Source organism: Bacillus sp. DE0042 (assembly GCF_007680225.1).
Classification (GTDB): Bacteria; Bacillota; Bacilli; order Bacillales; family Bacillaceae_G; genus Bacillus_A; species Bacillus_A wiedmannii.
Genome location: NZ_VEJP01000009.1, coordinates 141,684 through 165,928 on the forward strand (window position 1 = coordinate 141,684; position 24,245 = coordinate 165,928).

Here is a 24,245-nt window from a genome sequence, read left to right on the forward strand (position 1 = left end):
TTAGTTTCTCTTTACTAATTTAATGATCTCATTCACAACAAGTGGAATGATACTTAATAAGAGAACAAATCCCCAATCTCGCATCGTTAATGCATGTACACCGAATATATTTGCAAGAGGTGGAATGGAGATAATACACACTTGCATAAGAACACCGATAAGAAGGGAGAAGACTAAATATTTATTTGTAAAGATCCCAATTGAAAAAATGGATTTCGTTCTTGAACGTAAGTTAAATGAATGAACGAGCTGAGAAAAACTAAGAACGACAAATGCCATCGTTTGAGCGTGTAATAGGGCATCTTCATCAATTTTCTCTGGGAAAAGAGGAAATAAATTTGTATCTCCGGTATAGAATTTTGCCCCGGCGATAAAGGCTGCTAACGTTAAAAGTCCAATGACAGCCCCATTGAAAATAAGAAAAGGAACGCTACCACTAAACAAGCTTTCTTTCGCATGTCGTGGTTTTTCTTTCATCACATCTGGATCTTCAGGATCAACCCCAAGTGATAATGCAGGCAGTGTATCTGTAATTAAATTGACCCACAAAATGTGAATAGGTCGTAGTGGTGTTGCCCAACCGAGTAAAATAGCTAAAAATAAAGCGATAATTTCTCCAAAGTTACAAGAGAGTAGGAAGAGAATTGATTTTTTTATGTTACGATAAATATTTCTACCTTCCTCAACAGCTTTCACGATAGATGAGAAATTATCATCTGTTAACACTACATCCGCTGCCCCTTTTGCAACGTCTGTTCCTGTAATGCCCATCGCTACGCCAACATCAGCCTGCTTTAAAGATGGAGCATCATTGACACCATCACCAGTCATAGAAACGATATTTCCTTTTGCACGTAATGCTTTTACAATCTTTACTTTATGCTCTGGAGAGACTCTGGCAAATACATTTAAGTGATTAATTTTATTTGCTAGTTCTGTATCTGGGATGTTATCTAATTCAGTTCCAATCATAATTTCAGATATTTCTTTGGCAATACCAAGTTCTTTGGCAATTGCAAAGGCGGTATCTTTATGGTCACCAGTAATCATAACTGTGCGAATACCGGCTTTTTTACATTCTGTAATGGAATCTTTTACTTCAGTTCGCGGTGGATCAATCATACCGACAAGACCAATAAAGATGAGATTTTCTTCGAGATGATCTATAATCACATCGTTTGAATTGTATTGTTTAAATGCGAATGAAAGTACTCTTAAAGCCTCTTGAGACATTGCCCCGGCAGCTTCTAATATTTGATTTTTATCAGCATCTGTTAGAACCTCGATTTTACCGTTTTTAAATATGTGGGTACATCGAGGTAAGAGTTTATCAATAGCACCTTTCGTCATGCTATAGTAGCTGTCATCGTATGTATGAACAGTTGACATCATTTTACGGTCTGAATCGAAAGGCAGCTCGTTAACGCGTTCATGTATCTTTTCTAAATGATCTTTTTGCATGTTAAAAGTGTTTCCAGCAACAAGAAGGGCAATTTCTGTAGGGTCCCCTGTTTGTGAGTCGGAACTGTAAGAAGCATCGTTGCATAGCACCATATTTTCTAACAATAGACGTTGTACATCATTATTTACATTTAAGTTTTCTAAGTGGTCGTATGTGTTATCACTATAAAAGTGAGTAACGGTCATTTTATTTTGCGTTAACGTACCTGTTTTATCTGAACAAATAATTGTGACAGAACCGAGAGCTTCGACAGCTGGTAGTTTACGAATGATAACATTTTGTTTAATCATTCGCTGCACACCAATTGCAAGAACGATGGAAACAATAGCCGGCAAGCCTTCTGGAATAGCTGCAACGGCTAAACTAATAGCAGTCATAAACATTTCTAACGTATCTCGTCCTTGTAAAAAACCGATGATAAACATAATGACGCAAATAGATACAGCAACAAAGCCTAAATACTTACCGACTTGTGCTAAGCTCTTTTGAAGTGGTGTCATATCATCGTCGGCTTCATGTAAAAGGGTAGCAATCTTACCAATTTGTGAGTTCATTCCAGTTTCAACAGCGACACCGACTCCGCGCCCATATGTTACTAGTGTCGACATAAAGGCCATATTTTTTTGATCGCCTAATGGTACTTGCTCATCACTTTGCATAGAAGGGTGGTAAATTGCATCTTTATCAACAGGGACAGATTCACCAGTTAGAGCAGATTCTTCAACTTTTAAATTTGCGGTTTCAATAAGTCGCAAATCACATGGGATATAACGTCCTGCATCCAGCATGACAATATCACCTGGAACGACTTGTTCAGATGGAATTTCTTTTAGTTCACCATCTCGCTTGACGATAGCTTTAGGTGTCGCCATCTTTTTCAATGCCTCTAAAGCTTGTTCTGCTTTCGATTCTTGGATGACACCGATAACAGCGTTTAAAACTACAACGAGCGCGATAATACTTGCATCAGCCCATTCACCTACAAAGGCAGAAATAAGGGCAGCAATAATAAGGACATATACGAGGACGTCATTAATTTGGGCGAAAATACGCTGCCATAACGTGCGTTTTTGTTTTGTAGCTAATTCATTAGAACCGTATTGCTTTAAACGTTGATTTACGATTTCATCTGTTAAACCGTGTTGTTCGTTTGTTTCTAAGTCGATTAATGTTTGATCTTTCGTCTTACTGTACCAATTGCTCATAAGTAAGCACCTCCAGTAAAAACAGTTAGCAATGGTAGTGTTGCTATTATTTGTGAGTAGTATGTATGGAGAAAAAATCTAAGGTGAGGTTCTACTTCCATTGTACAGTATTTTACAGTTGGTTGAGGGAAAGAGAAAAGTTGTCATGAATTTGTTGGAAATAAAAAAAGCCTCATATAAACGAGGCTTTTTTTACTTTTTAATTAATGTACCTAATTCTTCTGTAATAGCTTGCATTTCACTGATGCTGAATGTTTCACGTTTCATAACATGCTCATAAATGTCACGTAAGTCTTCGTACATTTCTTCATTAAAGCTAGCAGCTCTCATCGCTCCAGCATTAACCATACGTAATTTTTCTTTAATAGCTTCGACCATATATTCAACGTTTTCTTCTGACTTTACGGATAAATCCACCGAAGTGTCCCCCTTTAAAATAACATAAGGATATCTTAACATTTTTTATCATTTTCGTTAATGAATCTTTTCAATCCTATTAAATTAGTAGGGATTTCCTTTATAATTAATAATTGGTTGTTTATACTATAAGTATATATAAAGAAATGCACCAAGAAGGGAAGAACAAAAATATGGTTCAAGTATTGTTTGTTTGTCTTGGGAACATTTGCCGTTCACCGATGGCAGAAGCAATTTTTCGAGATCTTGTCGTAAAAGAGGGACTCGAGGAGAAAATTGTCATTGATTCTGCAGGAACTGGAGATTGGCATGTTGGCCATCCGCCACATAAAGGAACACAAAAAATTTTAAAAGAAAATGCAGTCACTTTTGAAGGAATTAAAGCAAGGCAGGTAGAAAAAGAAGACTTAACAAAGTTTGATTATATTATTGCCATGGACAACAGGAATATAGCAGATTTAAAAAGTTTAGGTAAAACTGGAGGCTATATTGGTAGACTGTCCGATTTTGTTCCAGACGGTGGCTGGACAGACGTTCCCGACCCTTACTATACAGGGAATTTCCAAGAAGTATATGACCTTGTAACAGAAGGGTGTGCAAAGCTATTAGCTTTCATTCGAAATGAACAAGGAATATGAGGAAGCTTAGAAAGAAATACTTTCTAATATAAGAAATGAAAGGGTGAAGGAATATGGCAAAGAAAAATAATATTGCTCGAAACATTGCGATTGGTGTAGCTGCAGGTGTAGCTGTATCTATGTTGAAGAAGGAAAACCGTGAAAAAGTAAAAAATACTGCGGAAAAAGCAAAAACAAAGATGATTGAAATCGGTGAAAATGCGAAGATAAAAGAAAAAGTGCAAACTGTTACAGATAAAGGACGCGAACTCGCTGACTTCAATGTAGTAAAAGCGAAAGTAGCAGAAATTAAAAAATTGACGCCGTCTGTTGTAGAGACGTTAAAAGAAACGAAAGAAATTTTTAGTAAGAAAAAGGTTGAGCCAGCAGAGAAGCCAGAAACGATTGAAATTCAAGCTGTATCTTCAAAGGTAGATGAGCTGAAAGCAGAAGAAGAGCCAGTAGTTGCTGAAGATGGCGGTATGAAAGAAGCGCGTGAACTATTTATGAAAGACTCAAATGTAGAGGAAAAAAAAACTGAAGCGTACATTGAGTTGAAGCAAGATAAAGAAGAGAAGAAAAGCGTTTAAATATATATGAGAAAAATTTTAGAAAAGGTGAGGAGACATCGTACTTATTCGTTTGGTAAAGACTTATATGACCGAACGATGCGCGATGATGTAGCGGGCTTGGCAGCACAGCTCGCTTATTTCTTCTTGCTTGCAATTTTTCCTGGGCTCGTTTTCTTAATTACGCTTCTTGGATTTATTCCCATTCAAACAGAGGATGTGCTTAGTTTATTAGAGGTTTATGTACCAGATGATGCAATGAACTTAATTGAGGTAAATGTAGATAAAGTTGTAAATCAGCAAAATGGTGGTTTATTATCATTTGGTTTATTATCCATGTTATGGTTTGCCTCAAATGGTGTTAATGCGGTTATGAATGCTTTTAACCGCGCCTATGACGTGAAAGAAACACGTTCTTTTATTACAACAAGAGCGTTATCAATTGTGTTTACATTAGCTATCATTTTTATGATTGTCTTTGCTTTAATTGTCCCGGTATTCGGACAAGTTATTGGAGCAGCGGTGTTTAAAGCACTCGGTTTATCAGATAGTTTCTCTTTCGTATGGAGCATTACACGCTTAGTAGCGAGTTTCTTCGTACTATTTGCCTTGTTTAGTTTCTTATATACATTTGCACCAGATCGAAAGTTAAAAAGAAGAGAAGTCATTTCAGGAGCAACATTTGCTACTGTAGGATGGATTGTGGTATCGTACTCATTTGCTTATTATGTAGATAAGTTTGCGAATTACGCCAATACATATGGTGGTCTCGGTGGTATCATTATTTTAATGTTATGGTTTTACTTAACTGGATGGGTAATTTTACTTGGCGGTGAAATTAATGGTTTACTCCATCATTATAGGACGGGTGACAATAATTCCCGTAATGAAAAATGACCTCTTGTTCCATAATAATAGGGAACAGGGGGGATATTTCATGAGTAATAATAAAAAGAACCACAACAACAAAAATAACAATAAACAAAAGAGCAGTTCGCATCCAAAGCATAAAACGAGTAGTAGTGCGAATGGGCATAATAGCTACCATTAAAAAAACGGGTCCTCTATGAGGGACCCGTTTTTATTTGTTTCCTTTTAATAATCGTAATCCATTTAAAATGACAAGAATCGTACTTCCTTCATGCCCAATCACACCGAATGGAAGAGCTAAAAATTGCAAGAAGTTTGAACAAATCAGCATTGCAATTACAGCTAGTGAAAAGATTACGTTTTGCTTTACAATACGGTTCATTCGTTTTGATAAGCGGATTGCTTGGGAAAGGCGAGATAATTCGTTTTTCATAAGTACAACGTCTGCAGTCTCTAAAGCTACGTCTGTTCCTTCACCCATTGCTACACCAATGCTGGCAGTAGCGAGTGCAGGAGCATCATTTATACCATCTCCGACCATTGCTACTGTCCCGTATTTTTCTTTTAGCTTTTTAATCGTTTCAACTTTTGTTTCTGGTAAGCATGATGCGTAATATTCCTTTATATTACTTTCAGAGGCAATTGCTTTTGCCGTTTCTTCATTATCTCCAGTAATCATAATTGCTTCGACACCAATGCTTTGTAATTCACGAATAGCAGCTATTGTTTCTTGGCGAAGCGTATCTTTTAAAGCGATAAGTCCAAGAATGCCTCTCTCATCACTAATATAAACGACAGTTTTACCTTCTTTTTCAAGGGAGGCAGAAATACCATTATGAAATGTCTTTGTTTCTTCACCGATAAAATCAGCTTTACCTATTTTATAAGCTTTGTTTTCAAATATTCCTTTGAGTCCAAAACCAGTTACATCTTCAACATTTTCTGGTTTTTTTAATGCAACGTCATACGCATGTTGTGCATATTTAACGATAGATTCAGCTAAAGGGTGTGTAGAGTGACTTTCAATTGATGCTGTAATAGAAAGTACTTCTTTTTCTGTCATACTTTCTCGAACATATACATCTGTTACGGTAGGTTTTCCTTCTGTTAATGTTCCTGTTTTATCAAAGGCGATCGCTTTTACTGAAGCGAGGCGTTCTAAATGTATGCCACCTTTAAAGAGAATTCCATTTCTTGCTCCGTTAGAAATTGCAGACAATGTTGCTGGTGTAATGGCAGCAACGAGTGCACAAGGAGATGCGACTACAAGTAAGATCATAGCGCGATAAAACGTTTCATTCCAGCTCCAGTCAAGTAAGAAATGAGGGACGAACATCATAAGCGCAACAACGAGTAGTACACCTTTTACGTATGTTCCTTCAAACTTTTCGATGAATAGTTGTGATGGTGATTTTTCACTTTGTGCACTTTGGACGAGACGGATAATCTTTTGGAATAATGTTTGATCGCTCGGCTTCGTAATTTTAACTTCGATAGCACCGCGTAAATTTACGGTACCGGCAAATACTTCATCGCCATGCTTTTTTTCATTTGGAATAGGTTCTCCAGTAATTGCTGCTTCATCGATATTTGTTTCACCGTTATGAATCGTACCGTCAGCAGGAACGCGCTCACCTGGCTTAATTAAAATAATGTCGTTAATTTGTAATCGTCCAACAGGAACACGTTCTTCGGGTCCATTTGAAATACGTAATGCTTCTTCAGGTTGTAAATCAAGAAGCGCTGAAATTTCTTTTTGACTTTTACTTAATGTATAAGATTCCATCGCACCGCTTAGTGCGAAGATAAAGATTAAAATTGCACCTTCTGCCCAGTAGCCAATGATTGCAGCACCGATAGCAGCAAAGAGCATGAGCATTTCGACATTTAGCTCTTTCTCTTCAATGGTATCTTCAATACCTTCTTTCGCTTTTGCATATCCACCAACTATATAAGCAAGGATATAGCAAGTAATGCCTACATTCATTGCATCGTTCTTTGTGAATAACCAACCAGCTAAAATGAAAATACCAGATGCGATTGCAAATATAAGTTCATGATGTTTCGTTAATGTATCCCATAAAGAGGGATGAGAAATAGACTTTTGTACTTGTAATGTTTTTACTTCTGAGTTCATTACTACTCGCTCCTTCCAAATTCTTATTGAGAAAAAGAATCAAAATCGAAACCCCTATAAAACGACGAAAGCTGCCATCCATAATGGATAGCAGCATTTCTGTTGAATCTGATTTTAATAGTTATTATGTTGTAATTATTCTATAGTATAGCATATGTTTTCGTTAGATGATATGTTTTGTTTGCGTATAAACTGAAAACTTGTGTTTTCACACTTCCTTTGGTATATATGAATATTGTTCATAAAAAGATCGGAAAGGAAGACAACAAGTGAAGACAGAGAAATTTTTTACCCATCCGATTGGCGTACTAATTGCTGCAATAGTAGCGACTTTTTTGTGGGGGAGCGCATTCCCATTTATTAAATTAAGTTATGCTGAACTTGGAATTCAGCCACAAGAAGTTGGGGAGCAAATATTATTTGCTGGTTATCGTTTCTTTTTATCTGGAGTCATGCTCTTATTATTCTTTAAAGTGTTAGGAAAAGATATGAGCTTCAAAAAAGGAACGGGGAAGCAGTTAGTACAAATTGGTTTATTTCAAACATTTCTTCAATATATATGTTTTTATATTGGAATGAGTTATAGTTCTGGTATTGAGGGAGCTATCATTTCAGGAACATCATCATTCTTTCAAATTTTACTCGCTCACTTTTTATATAAAGATGACGCTCTCAATATGAGAAAAATAATTGGGGTCTCTATCGGCTTTTGTGGTGTCATTTTAGTAAATGTACCGAGTGATGGTAGTTTGTCATTCCATTTCGGAATCGGTAGCTTATTACTTCTTAGTGCAGCAATGTTGTATTCATATGGAAACATATTGGCGAAAGAAGGTAGCAAAACATTAGATGTTGGCTATATGACAGCATATCAAATGATTTTTGGTTCTATAGGGCTATTATGTATAGGAGCTCTGCAAGTTGGAGTAATGCCATTTACATTTAGTGTACATGCAATATTTATGCTTATCTATTTATCTTTCTTATCCGCAGCAGGCTTTTGCATTTGGAATACAATTATGAAGTATAACAAGGTTGGAAAAGTATCAATGTACATGTTCTTTATACCCGTATTTGGTGTGTTATTATCGAGCATGTTTTTAGGAGAAGCAATTCATTCATTTGTATTATTCGGTTTGGCATGTGTAGCCGCGGGAATTATCGTGGTGAATCGGACGACAGCTAAGCAGAAAAGGGCGAACGAAAAACAAGTAGCATAGATAACAGGAAAACGATTACAATGGAAGAACAGTACTGTTCTTCTTTTTTTATATAGAAAAAGGATAATAGACTAGGTGTAACGAAAAAAGATACAAAAAGCATTTATTGAGGAGAACATGTTATGAATCTACTTTACATGGTGTTAATTGGACAAATAATTCTTTTTTTAATTGGTGCAATGTACGCAATAGGACAGACAAAAAAAACAAGAAATAATATGCCGTTACCTTTAGCGGTGCGTCTTATTCTTAGTTTTTCTTTAACAGGGAGTGCAATTTGGATATGGTTACAAGATCCATCAGTAGCGTATAGTACGTGGGTTGCACTAGGTATGACGTTATCAACTGTAGGAGATTTATTTATGGCAGGTTTGATTCCAATTGGTCATCGATTAATTGGAGGGATGATTACTTTCGCGCTTGCGCATTGTTTTTATGTAAAAGCATTTTTGCAAACAGGCATCTCATGGAATGGTTTTTGGATTGGTTTACTCGTATACGGACTCTTTCTAATTATAGGATGGTTCTTTTTTATACGAAATGATAAACAAGATAAATTGTTTACGATAGGAGCTCTAATTTACGGATTGTGGGTTGGAGGAATGGCTTGCTTTGCATTCGCCCTATACTATGAGAATACAGGAATATGGTGGATACCGGCTTTTGGTGGTTTACTATTTGTGATTTCTGATTTTATTATAGGCGTGACAGATATTGGAGGGCGCAAATTAAAGTATGAACCACTTTGGATTTGGTTTACATATGTAGCGGCTCAAATGTGTATTGTATATGTGGGAATATAAAAAGATACTCTCAAAAATAGTGGATAGACTATTTTGAGAGTATCTTTTTTTGTTACTATGCTACGATGTTTTTTTGTTGTAGAGCAGAAAGGCTATATTTATCAGCTGCTTTATAACCTTGAGCTAATAAATCATTGATGTAAAGCTTGTTGTAAATAAAGCAGAAGACTAGGTTAGAGAATCTGAACGTAAACATGCTAGCGATTAAAATAATTAAAAACCATTTCCAATCTCCACGGAATATAGCAGGGAAGAAACGAAAGAAAAATACAGTCCAACTAAAACCAATTTTTGCTTGTTTAATTTGGCCGGTATTTTCATTTTTAAGCATAACTTTCATAGAAAAAGTCCTCTTAAGTAAATAAAAATATAAAATAATAAACTCGAAATATATTATATTTAAATAATATATTTTTGAATATTATTATTTAAAAGTTTGTAATATTACAATTTTATAATTCAGAATTTTGTGGAAATCACACAGTTGAAGTCCTTATAATAAAAGTAAAAAGATGATGAGATGGTGGAATGATGCAAAAGAAAAAACGTTTGCGTGAATTCTTTGGAACAATTGCAATTGCATGTTTGTTAGTGTTTTTAGCGAAAATTTTTGTGTTTTTTCCTACGACTGTAAAAGGAGCGTCCATGAAGCCGACGTTACAAGATGGGGATAAGCTGATTGTTAATAAGTTAGCAAAGCAGTTTGAAAGTTATGGGAGAGAAGATATTATTGTTGTGAAGACGGATAATTTTTATGTGAAAAGGGTTATTGGTTTGCCTGGCGATGTAATCGAGGTGAGAAATGATCAATTATATGTGAATCATGAAGTGACACAGGAAGCTTATTTGTATAGTAATAAAAAACAAGCTGAAAAAAAACTTATGAATTTAACAGAGGACTTTGGACCGATTACAGTTCCTAAAAATAAGATTTTTGTTATGGGAGATAATCGCCTAATAAGCAGAGATAGTAGAAATGGTTTGGGACTTATTGATAGAGAAGATGTATTAGGAGAATTAGCGGCAATTTATTATCCATTTGAACATATGAAAATAATGAATTAAAGTAAAAAACCAAGCAAACTGAAATTTGCTTGGTTTTTTATGTTAAATCGTAGGAGACTCATTAAATTCATAGACGTCTTCATTGTTTTTGTTTGTACTTAAAACGAATTTGTGCTGCAATAGTTGCAGTTTAAAGAATGCTAACGGATCGTGATAAGTTTCTGGGTTGCTTCTTAATGTTGTTAATGTTTGCTCGTCTTCCTGTATTTCAAGTTGAGCTGCTTCTACATTTTGTTTCAATATGCTAAGTGGATCTTTAAAGAACATCATGATATCTCGTTCTAATGCGCCTTCAAATACTTCAAATTGAAGGAAGAATTGTTTTGAGATTGTTTGAGCAATTTCCGTATAGTCTTCCGTTTCAATGTATTGTTTATATTTGTTTGCGAGCATAGACTGATTTTTTTGCATGTTACCAAATAGTTTTCCCGCACTCTTTAAGAAAAATTGTGTCGGTGTAAAGCGTAATAAAATATTGATGTTCGTTACTGTAATTCTATTTGTCATGCGTACAACATCTCGATGCCAATCATCTAGTAATTTGAAATCACAAGGAAGTTTCATGCGTTCTTCTTTATATAATTTATTAAACGTTTCACTCATTTCATCTAAATAAGATTGAGCTTGAATAAATTCATTATGAGCTGTTTCAATCCACTCTTGAATAGAACCAGTAAATTTAGGAAGAAGTACTTGTTGTACATGTTTTTGAACTCGTTCGTTCATCGCAGTATTTAATTCTTCATGAACTAATTTGAAGTCGCTATCTTCTTGAACAAGGTCAGAACAACTCTGTAATAATTCAGGGATTTGAGAATGGATATCTCGTGTGATTTCTTCTTTCGTTAAAAGATAAGATTCTGTAATAGAACGAATTTTATCTTTTTCAAGGGCAGTAAGGTTGTTAATAAATCCATTTAATTTAACTGAGATATGTTTATTCCAGCGTACTGATTTCACTAATGTATTTTCTAACTCCACACGTTCATTTACAAGGTATGCGATTGTCTTTTGAGTAAACCATATTAGTTTTTCTATACGTTCTTGTTCCATGTTACGTTCTGCCAAATTAGAAAGAATAGACTCTGTCACGTCCCCAAGTTGCTGGCTACTCTCTTGTGAAGGAGAGTATGGGAAGAACTGTGCATTTGGGAAATGGACTTTAATCTTACTCATTAGTTTTTCATTATTGGTCGTATTATTTGTGTGTAATACGAAATGAATTTGTAAATTTGGCACTTGTTCCCGTAAATAAAGTAATGTATCAAGTGCTTCACCATGTAATGGTGAAGCAGAATTTAATACGTAAATAAGGCTATCTGCTGCTTGTAAGTATTCAAAATATGAGCTGTTTTTATCCACTTGCCCTTGAACAGGTGGCGTAACAAGAAATGCGAATTTATTTTTTCTTAAAAATCTACTTGGTAACTTAATTTCTATACATTTTTTCTCAAGTTCTGATCCGGAAGGTGTAGCCATTCTTTGATGGAATTCATCAAAGTTAGGTATATTGTGTACATCTAACGCAGTGAATTCTGTTATTTCAGTTTGGCTATCATCTTTAAATAGAATAGGAGTTGTTACAGTCTCAGTTAAGATGTTCTCTCCTAGTATTGAATTGATGAATGATGATTTATCCTGGTCACTAGTTCCCGCTATTAGTAATTGTGTAACATTTAAATCACACAGTTCGTGAACGAGTAACGTAAATTGATGACTTAAATCCACATCGTTTTTTTCAGCCCATACAGCAATTGTTTCGAATAAATGAGAAACTGTTTCCATATTTACATTTGTTTCAGCTGTTGAATTAGAAAGTAGGGCTCCAGCACTTTTTACGAGTAATGACTCTAAAGTTGTAGGTGAAACTTCATTCCATGCTAACACTGCAGCAGAGACAAATAGGGCATCTTTTGCTTGCGTTAAACTAAACCAATTGGTTAATAAATCTGGTACAAGTCCCTGCATTTCATGCATGAAATGCTCACCAGTAATTAACTCAAAGTACGTATCTTGATAGCGTTCAACAATTTCATGCCAATCGTCATTGTTGTCTGTTTCAATATGTAAGAATAAATGATTTATTGTTTGAATCCAAGGTAGATGTAAGTTTTCATTTTGATAGCTGTTCCAAAGCGCAATAACAAGTTCTTTAAATTGGACTTGATCAATTGCATATAAAGCTTTTAAAGATTCATAGAAATATTCTGGTTTGATTTGTTTCGTGAATCCTTGATTCACATAATTGATTAAAGTATCGAACCAGTGTAACGATTTTGTTCGAATTCCTTCTTGAACGGCAAGTTCGATAGCATTATTCCAATCTTCTTGTTTTTCATAGAATGAGCGAGCAATTGCAGTGATATTAGGATAGTCAGGTTGAAATGCAACAGCCTCACTAATCGTCTTAAATGCTAGACCTAAACGATCTTGTTCGATGTAAAGAGAAAGAAGTTGTAAGGAAACTTCCATTGTAAGAGTTGTATCTTCCGTTTGAATAGATTGATAAATCTCTTCTGCTTTTGGCAAGAATCCTAGTTCAAAATAAGAATCCGCAATATTTTTGGTTGCCCAAAGTGCAAGTTCGTTATTTACTTTCTCCCATTTAAATATCGCTGCTTCAAAGTCTTTATTTTGGTAATAAAATTCACCTTGGGCAAAGCGGATATTAGAAATGTTGGAGAATTCATTTGTAGATTCATTTATATATGCTTCACCGAGTACTTCTGATACTGGAGTAGAAGTTTCTTCTGTTAAAAATGTTTTATAGTAAACCTTTTGGATAAATTGATTTTCAATGGTCATGTTCGTTCCCCCTGTATAATTTAGAAAAATGATGTTGTATGTAAAGGGTGTATGTTCTTTTAATAGGTAGAAGTTGCATTATATCGACCAAACTATGTTTTTGCTAGATATATCATTTTTCCTGAGAGTTAAACCGTTGCGAAAAGTAACTTTCCTTTATTGTAACAAAAAAACAAGCATATGAATTTTTATTTTTTAATCCGGCTATTTGCGGGTAGTAAGACTAGCGCTTCAAAAATCGGTGAATACAAGGGAAGTAGGCGGGAGTCGGGCGCACAATTGGTGTGTGCTAAAAATTAGTGAGGATGAGCAAATCACCACTGATTAATGGTTCACTTTCTTCCTGCTAAAGGAATGGATAGAAGTAGAGTTCATTATAAAAACAATGTATAGTGAATATGTATACCATGTTTGTCTGAAAGATAGAAAGGGCACAATGTGGAATAACGATCGTGCATAGGATGTGTTTTCCAAATGGAACAACATATTGGCGAGTTAATCGCGCATTATGGGTATTTTGGAATTATTATAGCGTTGGCCGGTGGAATTGTTGGATTACCGATACCAGACGAGTTTTTATTGACCTTCGTTGGTTATAACGTTTCTAAAGGAGTTATGTCAGGAACTGCTGCTTTTTTAAGCGGGATGGCTGGTGCGATGTTAGGTATTACATTAAGCTACATATTAGGTTTAAAACTTGGACTTCCTGTTTTAAAAAAATATGGGCCGAAGATTAGAATTAAAGAACATCACATTGAAAAAACGCATATTTTATTTGAAAAGTATGGCCCCTTTCTTTTAATGATTGGTTACTTTATCCCGGGAGTACGTCATTTAACAGCATATTTTGCTGGGATGTCGAATTTAACACTTTGGCGTTTTTGTTTGTATGCTTACGGTGGTGCGCTTATTTGGATAAGTGTTTTTATTGGACTTGGCTGGAAGTTAGGAGAGAAATGGCGTTTCGTTGAGTATAGTTTACATCATTATGGAATATGGATTTTATTCATTTCAGTAATTGTTATATGTATTGTATGGTTTTACATAAAGAAAAAGAAAAACCGCTAATAGCGGTTTTTTTAGCTGAAAGCAATAAATAATACACCAGCTGTAATAAAGACTACACCAACGCCAGTCATAAAGTTTAATTTTTCACCGAGTATAATCATCGCGAGAATGATAGAAAATACGACGCTTAATTTATCGACAGGAGCCACTTGTGAAACTTTCCCTGTTTTGAGGGCAAGAAAATAAAATAGCCATGACGAAGCACCTGCAACCCCACTTAATGTGATAAAGAGCAGTGCTTTTTTATTTAGCAGTACGTCGCCAATATTTTGAAATTTACCTTGGATAATAATAACGCCTACCATAAATAATGCCATAATAATAGAACGAACCGTTGTTGCAACATTGGCATCGATTCCATCTAAACCAATCTTTCCGAAAATAGATACAAGGGCAGCAGCAATTGCTGATAATAGTGCGAATAAGAGCCATGAACTCATAGTAAAATTCCTCCAATCTTACATTATTATACATGAAAACCATTCTCATGTATAAAGTGAAACTTTAATGAGTGGGATTTTACCGCCCCGCAAATAACGAAATAATCCCCACCTTATATTGCTAATAAGGTGGGGATTATTATACTACTCTGCAATTTCCTCATACAAAAAGTACGTTACATTATAAATATGTTCTACTTCATCGTCTGTCATAAACAATAATTCATCACGCTCAATCCCTTTTTTCTTTTCAATAAACTCAATCATGTTTTTACGTTCTTCTCTTTTCATCAATTTTATTTCTCCTCTCAATCTGTTTTAATACAGTTTATTTAAGCTACTGCTATTATATAACAGAATCTTTAGAAAGTTCCACCTATTTTATTGTTTTTTTCAGAAGAACTTTTCGACAAAACAAGCCCACCTAAAGGGGGCTTGTTTTATTTTATAGTCGTAAAAACTCAGGCTCCGTCGTACCAGCACCATCGATGTAATAAATTGTGTCGGGATTGATTTTTATTAATACGTAATTAGGGTCTTCAGGACCAAGTAACCAACGTTTTAAGCTATTATTCCAAAACTTGTTTTTTAATGTGGAGTCTTCCTCGATGGAAGCTAAGCCTTCAACTTCAATATAATCTTCATCTAATTTTTTTCCTTCACGTCCAAGTAGTACATGTACATTTGGATTGTTTTCGATATCTGTTATCTTTTTTGATTTCCGATCTGTTGCAACATATAACACAAAATCTTCGTGGAAAAACATCATAAAGGTACTATGAGGTTTATTTTCACGTACAGTAGATAATACACCAGTTCGTTGACCGCAAATAATAGTTTCAATTTTTTCTTTTAAATGCATGCTTTTAGCCCCTGTTCATAATTTATTGTTTTCTCCATTTAAACAAGATAATTTAAATATCTTTCATACTGTTTTCTTCAATCCGATTTTTTAAACGTAATTGTGATGAAATCGGACAAGTTAGGAGAAGAATAATAATAATATCGAGGAGAAATACATACGATGGAAGGATGAAAAGCATGTTTAATAAAATATTTCTTATAGTAGCGCTGATCGGGGTACCACTTTCTGTACTTGGAAAAATGCTTCATTGGCCTCAAACAATTATGTTCGCTGTGTATTGTATTACTATTATCGCATTAGCGGGTTTTATGGGGAGAGCGACAGAAAGTTTGGCGATTGTCTCGGGACCTAGAATAGGCGGATTATTAAATGCTACTTTCGGTAATGCTGTTGAACTAATCATTTCGATTTTTGCACTTCAGGCAGGATTAATTGAAGTGGTGTTAGCCTCATTAACGGGTTCTGTACTTGGAAATTTATTATTAGTAGGAGGGCTATCCTTCTTTGTAGGAGGGCTTAAATACAAAAGACAAAGTTTTAATGTGTATGATGCAAGGCATAATTCAGCTTTATTAATCTTTGCTGTAGTAGTAGCTTTTGTTATTCCAGAGATTTTTTCAATGAAGATGGATGCTGGAAAGACCTATCAATTAAGTATCGGTGTTTCTATCATTATGATTATTATGTACCTTGCTGCACTGCTATTTAAGCTCGTTACGCATCGGGGTGTATATCAACATAAAACGGATGAAGTAGCTCATGAGGAAGAACCAGAGTGGTCGAAAGGTAAAGCGCTACTTATTTTAGCAATAGCGACAATTGCGGTAGCTTATGTGTCAGAGGCGCTTGTGCATACATTTGAGACAGTTGCAAAATCATTTGGTTGGTCAGAATTATTTATAGGGGTTATTATCGTTGCAATTGTTGGGAATGCAGCGGAACATGCATCTGCAATTATTATGGCGTATAAAAATAAAGTAAATATTGCAGTTGAAATTGCAATAGGTTCTACGTTACAAATTGCCATGTTTGTTGCTCCTGTATTAGTACTGCTTTCTATGTTCTTTGCACAAAGGATGCCTTTAGTATTTACAATACCAGAACTTGTTTCTATGATTACAGCTGTTTTCTTAACGATTGCGATTTCAAATGATGGAGATACAAATTGGTTTGAAGGCGGTACGTTATTAGCGGCGTATGTCATTATGGGAATTGGTTTTTATTTATTATGAAAAACAGGCATAACAATTGTGTTGAGAGAAAACAATAAACAAAGTAGTATATATACCTTTACGTAGGAAGGAGCCAGACAGGTGAAACGAGTATACAGCATATGTCTTTCAACTATGGTCTCGTTTATTCTATTATTTCCTAACATGAGTTTTGCAAAGACAACGGTAGAAACAAAAATGCCTTCATCTGTATTAAATATTTCTAAAGACAATACGTTTCCAAATGATGCGCAAGATTTGCCGCGCTTACAGCCGAGTAAGTTTGCTCAAGAACTATTGAAAACAGCAAATATTAAAATTGAAAATCCGGACTTAATTCGAATGTTTAATGAAACGACAATTTCGAATGCGCCGCTTGCGGTAGGGTACCGAGCAAAGATTTATTTAGGTCAATGGGCTTTGAATTATGAATCGGTTGAGACATCGATTAATTGGGAATATAAACAAGTAAATCGCAATGTGTACGATAATCGCGGAGGAGATCGCTTATATCCGCTACGCTATAAGCAAGAAACGCAAAAGACGGTTGAAGGTGATTTAACAGCAGATATGAAAAATACTGCGGATGTGAAAAAAATGATGCTTCTCAAAGCACTTGAAAAAGTACAATTGCCGCTATCATTTAAAACGACCATTGGTTATGGTACTGGACATGAGCGTGTGTATAATATTAGTCCGAGTCAACTTGGATATTTATACGCTTATACACCAGCAGTAAATGAAAAAGGAAAAGTAACATTTGGAGAAGTGTATCTTGTGTTAAAGGGAAATCAAAAAAGGCTTGTTGTAAAAAATATTACTTCTCAAGGAATTGGAGCGGCGATTCCAATTCACGATCATTTGTATTTTAAATTCATTTCATCTTCTCACTCGCAATAATATGAAAAAACGTCAGCTTATAAGCTGACGTTTTTATTTATCCCGCTATTTGTGGGCAATTGGTTCAACTAATAATCAGTGGGGAATGAACAAAACCCCCACTGATTAAAGTTGAACTTTAAAATGTTATGTTTGCTGTTTTTGATAAGAAATCTTCTGTCGGATAGTAGCTATTTTTTACAAGAACATTTGGTCCAAGGCATTTTACTGCAGGACAGTGACAGCTTAATGATTGTGCTGTTTTTGAAGCACTCCATTTGTCATACGCTTCTTGTAGTGTGTTTGTTTGTACGTTACCTAGAAGAGGAACGTCACCGAAATCAGTTACAATAATATTTCCATCGAAAATGTTGACGTTTAAACGAGAACGACCATCTGGATCGTTACGAACTGTTACATTTTTGCTTTCTTGTAATTTCTTAAATGTGGCGATGTCTCGCTCGTCATCGCTACAAGCGTAGAAAGGTAAAGTTCCAAATAACATCCATATATTTTCATCGCGAATTTCTAGTAAATGCTCAATTGCATCACGAATTTCAGCTTTTGTTAAAATTTCTAGATTGCTCGCAAAATCACTCGGATACATCGGGTGAACTTCATGACGTTTACAGCCCATCTCTTCGACAATTTGACGATGAATATGTTCAATATGTGGTAGAGTTCTTTTGTTTAACATCGTTTCAGCTGATACGAGTACACCTGCATCTGATAGAGCTTTACTATTTGTAATCATTCGTTCAAATAATTTTGCACGTTGTTCATAAGTAGGTTTACGTTCCATCATTGCAAATCCACCTTCAACGAAGTCATCAATTGTTCCCCAGTTATGGGATATATGCAATACGTCTAAATAAGGAATAATTTGTTCGTAACGTGCTAAATCTATAGTTAAGTTTGAGTTGATTTGAGTGCGAACGCCTCGTTCATGGGCGTATTTTAAGAGTGGTGTTACATAGTTGTCGACGGATTTCTTTGAAAGCATTGGTTCTCCGCCAGTAATACTTAAAGAACGTAAATGAGGAATCTCATCTAATCGTTTTAATAAAAGCTCCATCGGAAGCGGATTTGGATCTTTCGGCTGTAATGTGTAACCAACAGCACAATGCTCGCAACGCATATTGCATAACGTTGTCGTTGTAAACTCAACGTTTGTTAATAGTAGTTTGCCGTACTCTTCAAGGTCCATATACGCTTCCCATGGATCGTAAGAAGGAGTAATCGGCTTCATTTTTTGTGATATCGTCATATGAAATACTCCTTTGACTATTGAAATAACAATTTGTCCATTCTCTATAATAGAAGAATATGTACTTTTTATAAAGTGAAACTTTTTTGTGAAAAAAGAGAGAGGGCTTACATTTGAATGAATGACTGTGACAAAATTGATGAAATTTCATGCCCATAGCAATCATTTTTGCGGTATAATAAAAGCAACTCGAATTAAAAGGAGAGTGCCTTCATGGGAAAAGCAATTGAAGATAAAGATTCACAACTAGTATATTTAAAAGAACGTTTAAATATGTTCATTGAAGTAATTGATACAATTGAACCTGAAGAAGTAGAGTTAGAGGATGTAGATCGTCTTCTTGCGATGTTAGATGAATTAGAATTAAAATGTGAGCAATTTAAAAAAGACGAATAATATATTAAAAAGGCTGCCAATGCAAAATTGGCAGCCTTTTTCTGTATGGATAATAGAAGGACGGTAGAAAAAAAGGTATAATCAAGTTGTGAAAAATTTCATTTATGCTTTAATAGCGTGAAACAAATAAAAAGCTGAAGAGCATAACAATGGAATTTTCAGCTCATAACGTTTTGGTAGCGTTCACAATTGAGGGGGAAGTAACAATGGAAAAGCTTCAAGAAAGCATGTATCAACTAATTGTTGAAACGTCAACGAACTTACCGAAAGATGTTCGTCGTGCGATTCAACAAGCGAAAGAACGAGAAAATGCAGGGACTCGTTCTGCGATGGCACTTGGCACAATTACGAATAATATTAAAATGGCTGATGATAACATCTCGCCAATTTGCCAAGATACAGGGATGCCAACGTTTAAAATTTATACACCAGTTGGTGTGAATCAATTAAAGTTGAAGGAAGCTATCTATAATGCGCTTGAGCGGGCGACAAAAGATGGTAAACTTCGTCCCAATTCTGTTGATTCTCTTTTTGGAGACAATAGTGGAAATAATTTAGGGCCAGGTACACCGGTTATTAAGTTTGAACAATGGGAAAAAGATTATATTGATGCACGCTTAATTCTAAAGGGTGGTGGCTGTGAGAATAAAAATATACAGTATAGCTTACCGTGTGAATTAGAAGGACTTGGACGCGCTGGTCGTGATTTAGAAGGAATTCGTAAATGCCTTCTTCATGCTGTATATCAAGCGCAAGGTCAAGGTTGTAGTGCAGGTGTAATTGGTGTTGGTATCGGGGGAGACCGCACATCAGGTTACGAATTAGCAAAAAATCAATTATTCCGTACATTAGATGATGTCAATCCAGTACCAGAGTTACAAAAACTTGAAGAGTACGTATTAGAAAATGCGAATAAGCTTGGCATTGGTACGATGGGATTTGGCGGAGAAACGACTTTACTTGGTTGTAAAATTGGCGTGTATAATCGTCTGCCCGCTAGTTTCTACGTATCTGTTGCGTATAATTGCTGGGCATATCGCCGCCTTGGCGTAACAATCGATCCTGAAACAGGTAAAATTATGGACTGGCTATATCAAGAAGGTGAGGATACACTTCAGCAAGAAGCGCAAGAAAAAACAGAGCAACGTGAGATCGTATTACAAGCACCAATTACAGAAGAGCAAATTCGTGAACTTCGCGTTGGTGATGTTGTAACAATTAATGGCATGATGTATACAGGTCGTGACGCAATCCATAAGCATTTAATGGATAACGATTGTCCAGTAGATTTAAAAGGACAAGTTATTTATCACTGTGGTCCAGTTGTCGTGAAAGATGAAAATGAAAACTGGCAAATTAAAGCGGCAGGTCCAACGACGAGTATTCGTGAAGAACCGTACCAAGGCGATATTATGAAGAAATTCGGTATTCGCGCTGTCATTGGAAAAGGTGGTATGGGTGCAAAAACATTAGCGGCTTTAGAAGAGCACGGTGGTGTATATTTAAATGCAATTGGCGGTGCAGCGCAATATTATGCTGAATGTATTAAAGAAGTAAAAGATGTTGATTTCTTACAATTTGGTATTCCAGAGGCAATGTGGCATTTACGTATCGAAGGATTTAAAGCAGTTGTAACGATGGATTCTCATGGTAATAGCTTACATGCAGATGTTGATAAAACATCACTTGAAAAATTAGCTAGCTTTAAAGAGCCAGTATTTAAGTAAACAAAAATGCATCTCGAATGATTCGAGATGCATTTTTTTGGTATATATAGAAAAACATGTTCAGCATGAAAGAATGCACGGCAACAGAAACTACAAGTACGATTATATATGGAAAGGAGACTATTTATGAAATATAAATGGTTATATATCGGTCTCATTTTTTCAATTATGATGGCACTTGTTCCAGTTTCAGCATTAGCTTATACAAATACTCCACATAACTGGGGAATCCCGCGTCCTAAAAATGAAACAGTACCAGATGCAGGAAAGTTATATACAGATTTACTACAAAAAAATGGTGGGTTTTATTTAGGGGATACAAAGAAAAAAGATATTTATTTAACATTCGATAATGGGTACGAGAATGGATACACAGGGAAAATCTTAGATGTATTAAAAGAGAAAAAAGTACCGGCAACTTTCTTTGTAACGGGTCATTATATTAAAACACAAAAAGATTTGTTATTAAGAATGAAGGATGAAGGACATATTATTGGAAACCATTCGTGGAGTCATCCTGATTTTACAACGGTAAATGATGCGAAACTTCGTGAAGAATTAACGAGTGTAACGGAAGAGATTAAAAAAGTAACTGGGCAAAAAGAAGTAAAATATGTACGTCCGCCGCGCGGCGTATTTAGTGAAAGAACATTGGCTCTTACGAAAGAAATGGGCTATTATAATGTATTTTGGTCACTTGCATTTTTGGATTGGAAAGTGGACGAGCAAAGAGGATGGCAATATGCACATAATAATGTAATGACGATGATTCATCCAGGATCTGTTTTATTACTTCATGCAATATCAAAAGATAATGCAGAAGCACTTGCGAAAATCATTGATGATTTGCGCGAGAAAGGGTATCATTTTAAAAGTCTAGATGACTTAGTAAAAAGCAATCAACCGTAAGCATGTATGCTTGCGGTTTTCTCATGCTATAATGATGTGTAAAAAGGATGGGGACACGTATGTGGAGCGAACATGTTACGTTAGAGTATCCGTATCATTTTGAAGAAGTATTAAAACGTTTATCTTTTGATCCTCTTAACGTCATTCAATTAGATGAGAAAGTCATTTATGTCCCGCTTTGTATAGACGAGGAACAGATTGTTGTTCGCTTGCAAGGGATTGGTACTGTTCAAAATCCACAGTTTTGGATCTCTAGTCAGGCAGGAGATCAAGAGAAAGTCATGAAACGAATGAGGGCCATTTTTCATTGGAATGAACCGTTTCGAGATATACAAAATCATTTTTTAAACACATCATTACGTCCACTATTTGAAACATATGCTTATACTCCAATTATTTTAGAGTTTGATTATTTTGCTTGTCTTCTTCGCTGTATCATTCATCAACAAATAAATTTGAAATTTGCTACTGTGTTAACAGAACAGTTTGTGAAACGATATGGAACAGAGAAGAACGGTGTATTCTTTTTCCCCACTCCAGAAATAGTAGCAAATATTTCAATAGAAGAATTGAGAGAGCAGAAGTTTAGTCAGCGAAAGGCTGAATATATAGTAGGGTTAGGTCGAAGTATTGTCAGCGGTACGTTAAATTTAGCGAGTATAGAAACCAGGGCGGATGAAGAGGTTTCCGCACAATTGTTACCAATTAGGGGGATTGGTACATGGACAGTGCAAAATTTTTTAATGTTTGGGCTTGGACGGAAAAATATGTTTCCGAAAGCGGACATTGGGATTCAGCGTGCAGTGCAAGGTGTATTTCAATTAGATGATAAACCTGATGATGCATTTTTAGAAAAAGTGAAACAAGAGTGTGAACCATACTGCAGTTATGCAGCGTTATATTTATGGAAAAGTATAGAGTAGAGGTGTAATAATGATACAAAAGCAACATGAGAGTAAGTTGGAAGTTGGTCAAACGTTTCCTGTGACAATTAAACGTCTTGGGATTAACGGAGAAGGCGTTGGTTATTTTAAGAGACAAGTTGTTTTCATTCCAGGGGCATTACCAGGAGAAGAAGTTGTTGCTGAAACAACGAAAATTCAGCGTGGCTTCGCTGAAGCGAAAGTGAAAAAAGTTCGTAAAGCTTCACCACATCGTGTGAAAGCACCATGTCCGGTATATGAAGAGTGTGGCGGTTGTCAGCTGCAACATTTAGATTATAAAGAACAATTAAATCAAAAGCGTGATATTGTTGTACAAGCATTCGAGAAGTATATGAACAACAGTTTGGAAGAAAAAATTCGTCCAACGCTTGGTATGGAAAACCCATGGCATTATCGTAATAAGAGTCAATTACAAGTGGGACGTAAAGACGAAAAGGTTATTACAGGGCTGTATAAGCAAAACTCACATCAGTTAATTGATATTGCTCACTGTATGATTCAACATAAAGCAACGAATGAAGCGACAAAAGTTGTAAGACGTATATTAGAAAAATTAAATGTTTCTATTTACAATGAGAAAAAACAAAAAGGTTTAGTACGCACAATTGTGACACGTACTGCAGTTCAAACAGGGGAAGTACAAGTTACACTTATTACAACAAAAGAAGAATTACCAAATAAAGATCAATTTATCGCAGAAGTACAAAAACAGATGCCAGCTGTTAAATCAATTATGCAAAACGTAAACTGGCGTAAAACATCTGTTATTTTCGGTGATAAAACATTTAAATTAGCTGGAAAAGAAGTAATTCAAGAAACACTAGGTGATTTATCATTTGAATTATCAGCACGTGCATTCTTCCAGTTAAATCCAGAACAAACAGTTGTTTTATACGATGAAGCGAAAAAAGCAGCTGCTTTAACAGGCGATGAGAAAATTGTAGATGCGTATTGTGGTGTTGGTACAATCGGTCTTTGGCTTGCAAATGATGCAGCGGAAGTACGTGGTATGGATGTAATTCCAGAAGCGATTGAAGATGCAAGAAAAAATGCGAAGCGTCACGGATTTACAAATACGAAATATGAAGCAGGTAAAGCTGAACAATGGTTACCGAAATGGGTAAAAGAAGGATGGCGTCCAGATGTAATTGTTGTCGATCCACCTCGTACAGGTTGCGATGATAAATTACTGGAAACAATTTTAAAAGTGAAACCAAAACAAGTTGTTTACGTATCATGTAATCCTTCTTCATTAGCACGTGATGTACAAGCATTAATGAAGAGTTATGAAGTGGAATATGTACAACCAGTTGATATGTTCCCACATACAGCCCATGTAGAAAATGTAGTGAAGCTTGTTAGAAAGTAA

At 35.5% G+C, this 24,245-nt stretch carries 23 protein-coding genes; 14 read left to right on the forward strand and 9 right to left on the reverse strand.

Going from position 1 to position 24,245, the window contains the following annotated elements:
* A complete protein-coding gene (locus FS802_RS26440) occupies positions 1 to 2,667 on the reverse strand; it encodes a cation-translocating P-type ATPase (protein WP_098653575.1) in 2,667 nt (888 codons plus the stop codon).
* 192 nt (positions 2,668 to 2,859) lie between these two features.
* On the reverse strand, positions 2,860 to 3,084 hold the full coding sequence (locus FS802_RS26445) for a DUF1128 domain-containing protein (protein WP_000366197.1): 225 nt from the start codon (positions 3,082 to 3,084) through the stop codon (positions 2,860 to 2,862).
* A 173-nt stretch (positions 3,085 to 3,257) separates the two neighbouring features.
* On the opposite strand from FS802_RS26445, the gene FS802_RS26450 reads away from it, so the two are divergent.
* From FS802_RS26450 to FS802_RS26460, 3 genes are read left to right on the forward strand one after another with little or no spacing between them, the layout of a single operon-like run.
* A complete protein-coding gene (locus tag FS802_RS26450; protein ID WP_098653576.1) occupies positions 3,258 to 3,722 on the forward strand; it encodes a low molecular weight protein-tyrosine-phosphatase in 465 nt (154 codons plus the stop codon).
* A 53-nt stretch (positions 3,723 to 3,775) separates the two neighbouring features.
* The gene (locus FS802_RS26455) at positions 3,776 to 4,291 is read left to right on the forward strand and encodes a DUF4075 domain-containing protein (RefSeq protein WP_016133535.1); all 516 of its coding nucleotides are present in this window, start codon (positions 3,776 to 3,778) and stop codon (positions 4,289 to 4,291) included.
* 6 nt (positions 4,292 to 4,297) lie between these two features.
* On the forward strand, positions 4,298 to 5,167 hold the full coding sequence (locus FS802_RS26460; protein WP_001226522.1) for a YihY/virulence factor BrkB family protein: 870 nt from the start codon (positions 4,298 to 4,300) through the stop codon (positions 5,165 to 5,167).
* A gap of 184 nt (positions 5,168 to 5,351) precedes the next feature.
* Here the strand turns inward: FS802_RS26460 and FS802_RS26465 are convergent, their stop codons facing one another.
* Positions 5,352 to 7,277, reverse strand: coding sequence for a heavy metal translocating P-type ATPase (locus tag FS802_RS26465; RefSeq protein WP_098653579.1), 1,926 nt, complete (start codon positions 7,275 to 7,277; stop codon positions 5,352 to 5,354).
* Positions 7,278 to 7,546: 269 nt separating this feature from the next.
* Between FS802_RS26465 and FS802_RS26470 the strand changes: the two genes are divergently transcribed.
* Together FS802_RS26470 and FS802_RS26475 are read left to right on the forward strand one after the other, a co-directional pair.
* The gene (locus FS802_RS26470) at positions 7,547 to 8,497 is read left to right on the forward strand and encodes a DMT family transporter (protein WP_098653580.1); all 951 of its coding nucleotides are present in this window, start codon (positions 7,547 to 7,549) and stop codon (positions 8,495 to 8,497) included.
* A gap of 122 nt (positions 8,498 to 8,619) precedes the next feature.
* On the forward strand, positions 8,620 to 9,300 hold the full coding sequence (locus tag FS802_RS26475) for a lysoplasmalogenase (RefSeq protein WP_046958161.1): 681 nt from the start codon (positions 8,620 to 8,622) through the stop codon (positions 9,298 to 9,300).
* 55 nt (positions 9,301 to 9,355) lie between these two features.
* On the opposite strand, the gene FS802_RS26480 is transcribed toward FS802_RS26475, so the two are convergent.
* A complete protein-coding gene (locus FS802_RS26480; protein ID WP_141545879.1) occupies positions 9,356 to 9,640 on the reverse strand; it encodes a hypothetical protein in 285 nt (94 codons plus the stop codon).
* A 188-nt stretch (positions 9,641 to 9,828) separates the two neighbouring features.
* Here FS802_RS26480 and lepB point away from each other — a divergent pair, with 188 nt between their 5' ends.
* Entirely contained in the window at positions 9,829 to 10,365 is a 537-nt protein-coding gene (gene lepB / locus FS802_RS26485; protein WP_098274760.1) for a signal peptidase I, read from the forward strand.
* Positions 10,366 to 10,407: 42 nt separating this feature from the next.
* On the opposite strand, the gene FS802_RS26490 is transcribed toward lepB, so the two are convergent.
* Positions 10,408 to 13,170, reverse strand: coding sequence for a tetratricopeptide repeat protein (locus FS802_RS26490; protein WP_098653582.1), 2,763 nt, complete (start codon positions 13,168 to 13,170; stop codon positions 10,408 to 10,410).
* Between the two features lie 474 nt (positions 13,171 to 13,644).
* Here FS802_RS26490 and FS802_RS26495 point away from each other — a divergent pair, with 474 nt between their 5' ends.
* Positions 13,645 to 14,238, forward strand: a complete 594-nt coding sequence (locus tag FS802_RS26495) for a DedA family protein (RefSeq protein ID WP_000434862.1) — start codon at positions 13,645 to 13,647, stop codon at positions 14,236 to 14,238.
* An 11-nt stretch (positions 14,239 to 14,249) separates the two neighbouring features.
* Here the strand turns inward: FS802_RS26495 and FS802_RS26500 are convergent, their stop codons facing one another.
* From FS802_RS26500 to FS802_RS26510, 3 genes are all read right to left on the reverse strand, one after another.
* Complete coding sequence (locus tag FS802_RS26500; RefSeq protein ID WP_000100307.1) at positions 14,250 to 14,678, reverse strand: EamA family transporter; 429 nt, start codon at positions 14,676 to 14,678, stop codon at positions 14,250 to 14,252.
* A gap of 144 nt (positions 14,679 to 14,822) precedes the next feature.
* Positions 14,823 to 14,969, reverse strand: coding sequence for a BH0509 family protein (locus tag FS802_RS26505; protein ID WP_000817786.1), 147 nt, complete (start codon positions 14,967 to 14,969; stop codon positions 14,823 to 14,825).
* 154 nt (positions 14,970 to 15,123) lie between these two features.
* Positions 15,124 to 15,540 (reverse strand): pyridoxamine 5'-phosphate oxidase family protein, encoded by a 417-nt coding sequence (locus FS802_RS26510; RefSeq protein WP_000550224.1) that lies wholly within the window; start codon positions 15,538 to 15,540, stop codon positions 15,124 to 15,126.
* Between the two features lie 179 nt (positions 15,541 to 15,719).
* On the opposite strand from FS802_RS26510, the gene cax reads away from it, so the two are divergent.
* Together cax and FS802_RS26520 are read left to right on the forward strand one after the other, a co-directional pair.
* Positions 15,720 to 16,775: a calcium/proton exchanger gene (cax, locus tag FS802_RS26515; protein WP_000482130.1), complete on the forward strand. Its 1,056-nt coding sequence runs from the start codon at positions 15,720 to 15,722 to the stop codon at positions 16,773 to 16,775.
* Between the two features lie 81 nt (positions 16,776 to 16,856).
* Entirely contained in the window at positions 16,857 to 17,654 is a 798-nt protein-coding gene (locus tag FS802_RS26520; RefSeq protein WP_002096879.1) for a YfkD famly protein, read from the forward strand.
* A 118-nt stretch (positions 17,655 to 17,772) separates the two neighbouring features.
* On the opposite strand, the gene yfkAB is transcribed toward FS802_RS26520, so the two are convergent.
* Entirely contained in the window at positions 17,773 to 18,900 is a 1,128-nt protein-coding gene (gene yfkAB / locus FS802_RS26525; RefSeq protein ID WP_098116137.1) for a radical SAM/CxCxxxxC motif protein YfkAB, read from the reverse strand.
* A 213-nt stretch (positions 18,901 to 19,113) separates the two neighbouring features.
* Between yfkAB and FS802_RS26530 the strand changes: the two genes are divergently transcribed.
* From FS802_RS26530 to rlmD, 5 genes are all read left to right on the forward strand, one after another.
* Positions 19,114 to 19,296 (forward strand): SE1561 family protein, encoded by a 183-nt coding sequence (locus tag FS802_RS26530; protein ID WP_000513547.1) that lies wholly within the window; start codon positions 19,114 to 19,116, stop codon positions 19,294 to 19,296.
* 206 nt (positions 19,297 to 19,502) lie between these two features.
* A complete protein-coding gene (fumA, locus tag FS802_RS26535) occupies positions 19,503 to 21,023 on the forward strand; it encodes a class I fumarate hydratase (RefSeq protein ID WP_098656108.1) in 1,521 nt (506 codons plus the stop codon).
* Between the two features lie 126 nt (positions 21,024 to 21,149).
* Complete coding sequence (gene pdaA / locus FS802_RS26540) at positions 21,150 to 21,932, forward strand: delta-lactam-biosynthetic de-N-acetylase (RefSeq protein ID WP_000875958.1); 783 nt, start codon at positions 21,150 to 21,152, stop codon at positions 21,930 to 21,932.
* 59 nt (positions 21,933 to 21,991) lie between these two features.
* Positions 21,992 to 22,855, forward strand: coding sequence for a DNA-3-methyladenine glycosylase family protein (locus FS802_RS26545; RefSeq protein WP_098653584.1), 864 nt, complete (start codon positions 21,992 to 21,994; stop codon positions 22,853 to 22,855).
* Positions 22,856 to 22,865: 10 nt separating this feature from the next.
* The gene (gene rlmD, locus FS802_RS26550) at positions 22,866 to 24,245 is read left to right on the forward strand and encodes a 23S rRNA (uracil(1939)-C(5))-methyltransferase RlmD (RefSeq protein ID WP_000615214.1); all 1,380 of its coding nucleotides are present in this window, start codon (positions 22,866 to 22,868) and stop codon (positions 24,243 to 24,245) included.

What these genes read in the sequence shown, in the direction of transcription:
- FS802_RS26495 (WP_000434862.1), top strand. Translation starts at nt 13,645, where the DNA reads ATGGAACAACATATTGGCGAGTTAATCGCGCATTATGGGTATTTTGGA.
- FS802_RS26545 (WP_098653584.1), top strand. Translation starts at nt 21,992, where the DNA reads ATGTGGAGCGAACATGTTACGTTAGAGTATCCGTATCATTTTGAAGAA.
- cax (WP_000482130.1), top strand. Translation starts at nt 15,720, where the DNA reads ATGTTTAATAAAATATTTCTTATAGTAGCGCTGATCGGGGTACCACTT.
- FS802_RS26500 (WP_000100307.1), bottom strand. Translation starts at nt 14,678, where the DNA reads ATGAGTTCATGGCTCTTATTCGCACTATTATCAGCAATTGCTGCTGCC.
- lepB (WP_098274760.1), top strand. Translation starts at nt 9,829, where the DNA reads ATGATGCAAAAGAAAAAACGTTTGCGTGAATTCTTTGGAACAATTGCA.
- FS802_RS26505 (WP_000817786.1), bottom strand. Translation starts at nt 14,969, where the DNA reads ATGAAAAGAGAAGAACGTAAAAACATGATTGAGTTTATTGAAAAGAAA.
- FS802_RS26450 (WP_098653576.1), top strand. Translation starts at nt 3,258, where the DNA reads ATGGTTCAAGTATTGTTTGTTTGTCTTGGGAACATTTGCCGTTCACCG.
- FS802_RS26465 (WP_098653579.1), bottom strand. Translation starts at nt 7,277, where the DNA reads ATGAACTCAGAAGTAAAAACATTACAAGTACAAAAGTCTATTTCTCAT.
- FS802_RS26455 (WP_016133535.1), top strand. Translation starts at nt 3,776, where the DNA reads ATGGCAAAGAAAAATAATATTGCTCGAAACATTGCGATTGGTGTAGCT.
- fumA (WP_098656108.1), top strand. Translation starts at nt 19,503, where the DNA reads ATGGAAAAGCTTCAAGAAAGCATGTATCAACTAATTGTTGAAACGTCA.
- FS802_RS26440 (WP_098653575.1), bottom strand. Translation starts at nt 2,667, where the DNA reads ATGAGCAATTGGTACAGTAAGACGAAAGATCAAACATTAATCGACTTA.
- FS802_RS26460 (WP_001226522.1), top strand. Translation starts at nt 4,298, where the DNA reads ATGAGAAAAATTTTAGAAAAGGTGAGGAGACATCGTACTTATTCGTTT.
- FS802_RS26480 (WP_141545879.1), bottom strand. Translation starts at nt 9,640, where the DNA reads ATGAAAGTTATGCTTAAAAATGAAAATACCGGCCAAATTAAACAAGCA.
- FS802_RS26490 (WP_098653582.1), bottom strand. Translation starts at nt 13,170, where the DNA reads ATGACCATTGAAAATCAATTTATCCAAAAGGTTTACTATAAAACATTT.
- rlmD (WP_000615214.1), top strand. Translation starts at nt 22,866, where the DNA reads ATGATACAAAAGCAACATGAGAGTAAGTTGGAAGTTGGTCAAACGTTT.
- FS802_RS26510 (WP_000550224.1), bottom strand. Translation starts at nt 15,540, where the DNA reads ATGCATTTAAAAGAAAAAATTGAAACTATTATTTGCGGTCAACGAACT.
- pdaA (WP_000875958.1), top strand. Translation starts at nt 21,150, where the DNA reads ATGAAATATAAATGGTTATATATCGGTCTCATTTTTTCAATTATGATG.
- yfkAB (WP_098116137.1), bottom strand. Translation starts at nt 18,900, where the DNA reads ATGACGATATCACAAAAAATGAAGCCGATTACTCCTTCTTACGATCCA.
- FS802_RS26475 (WP_046958161.1), top strand. Translation starts at nt 8,620, where the DNA reads ATGAATCTACTTTACATGGTGTTAATTGGACAAATAATTCTTTTTTTA.
- FS802_RS26530 (WP_000513547.1), top strand. Translation starts at nt 19,114, where the DNA reads ATGGGAAAAGCAATTGAAGATAAAGATTCACAACTAGTATATTTAAAA.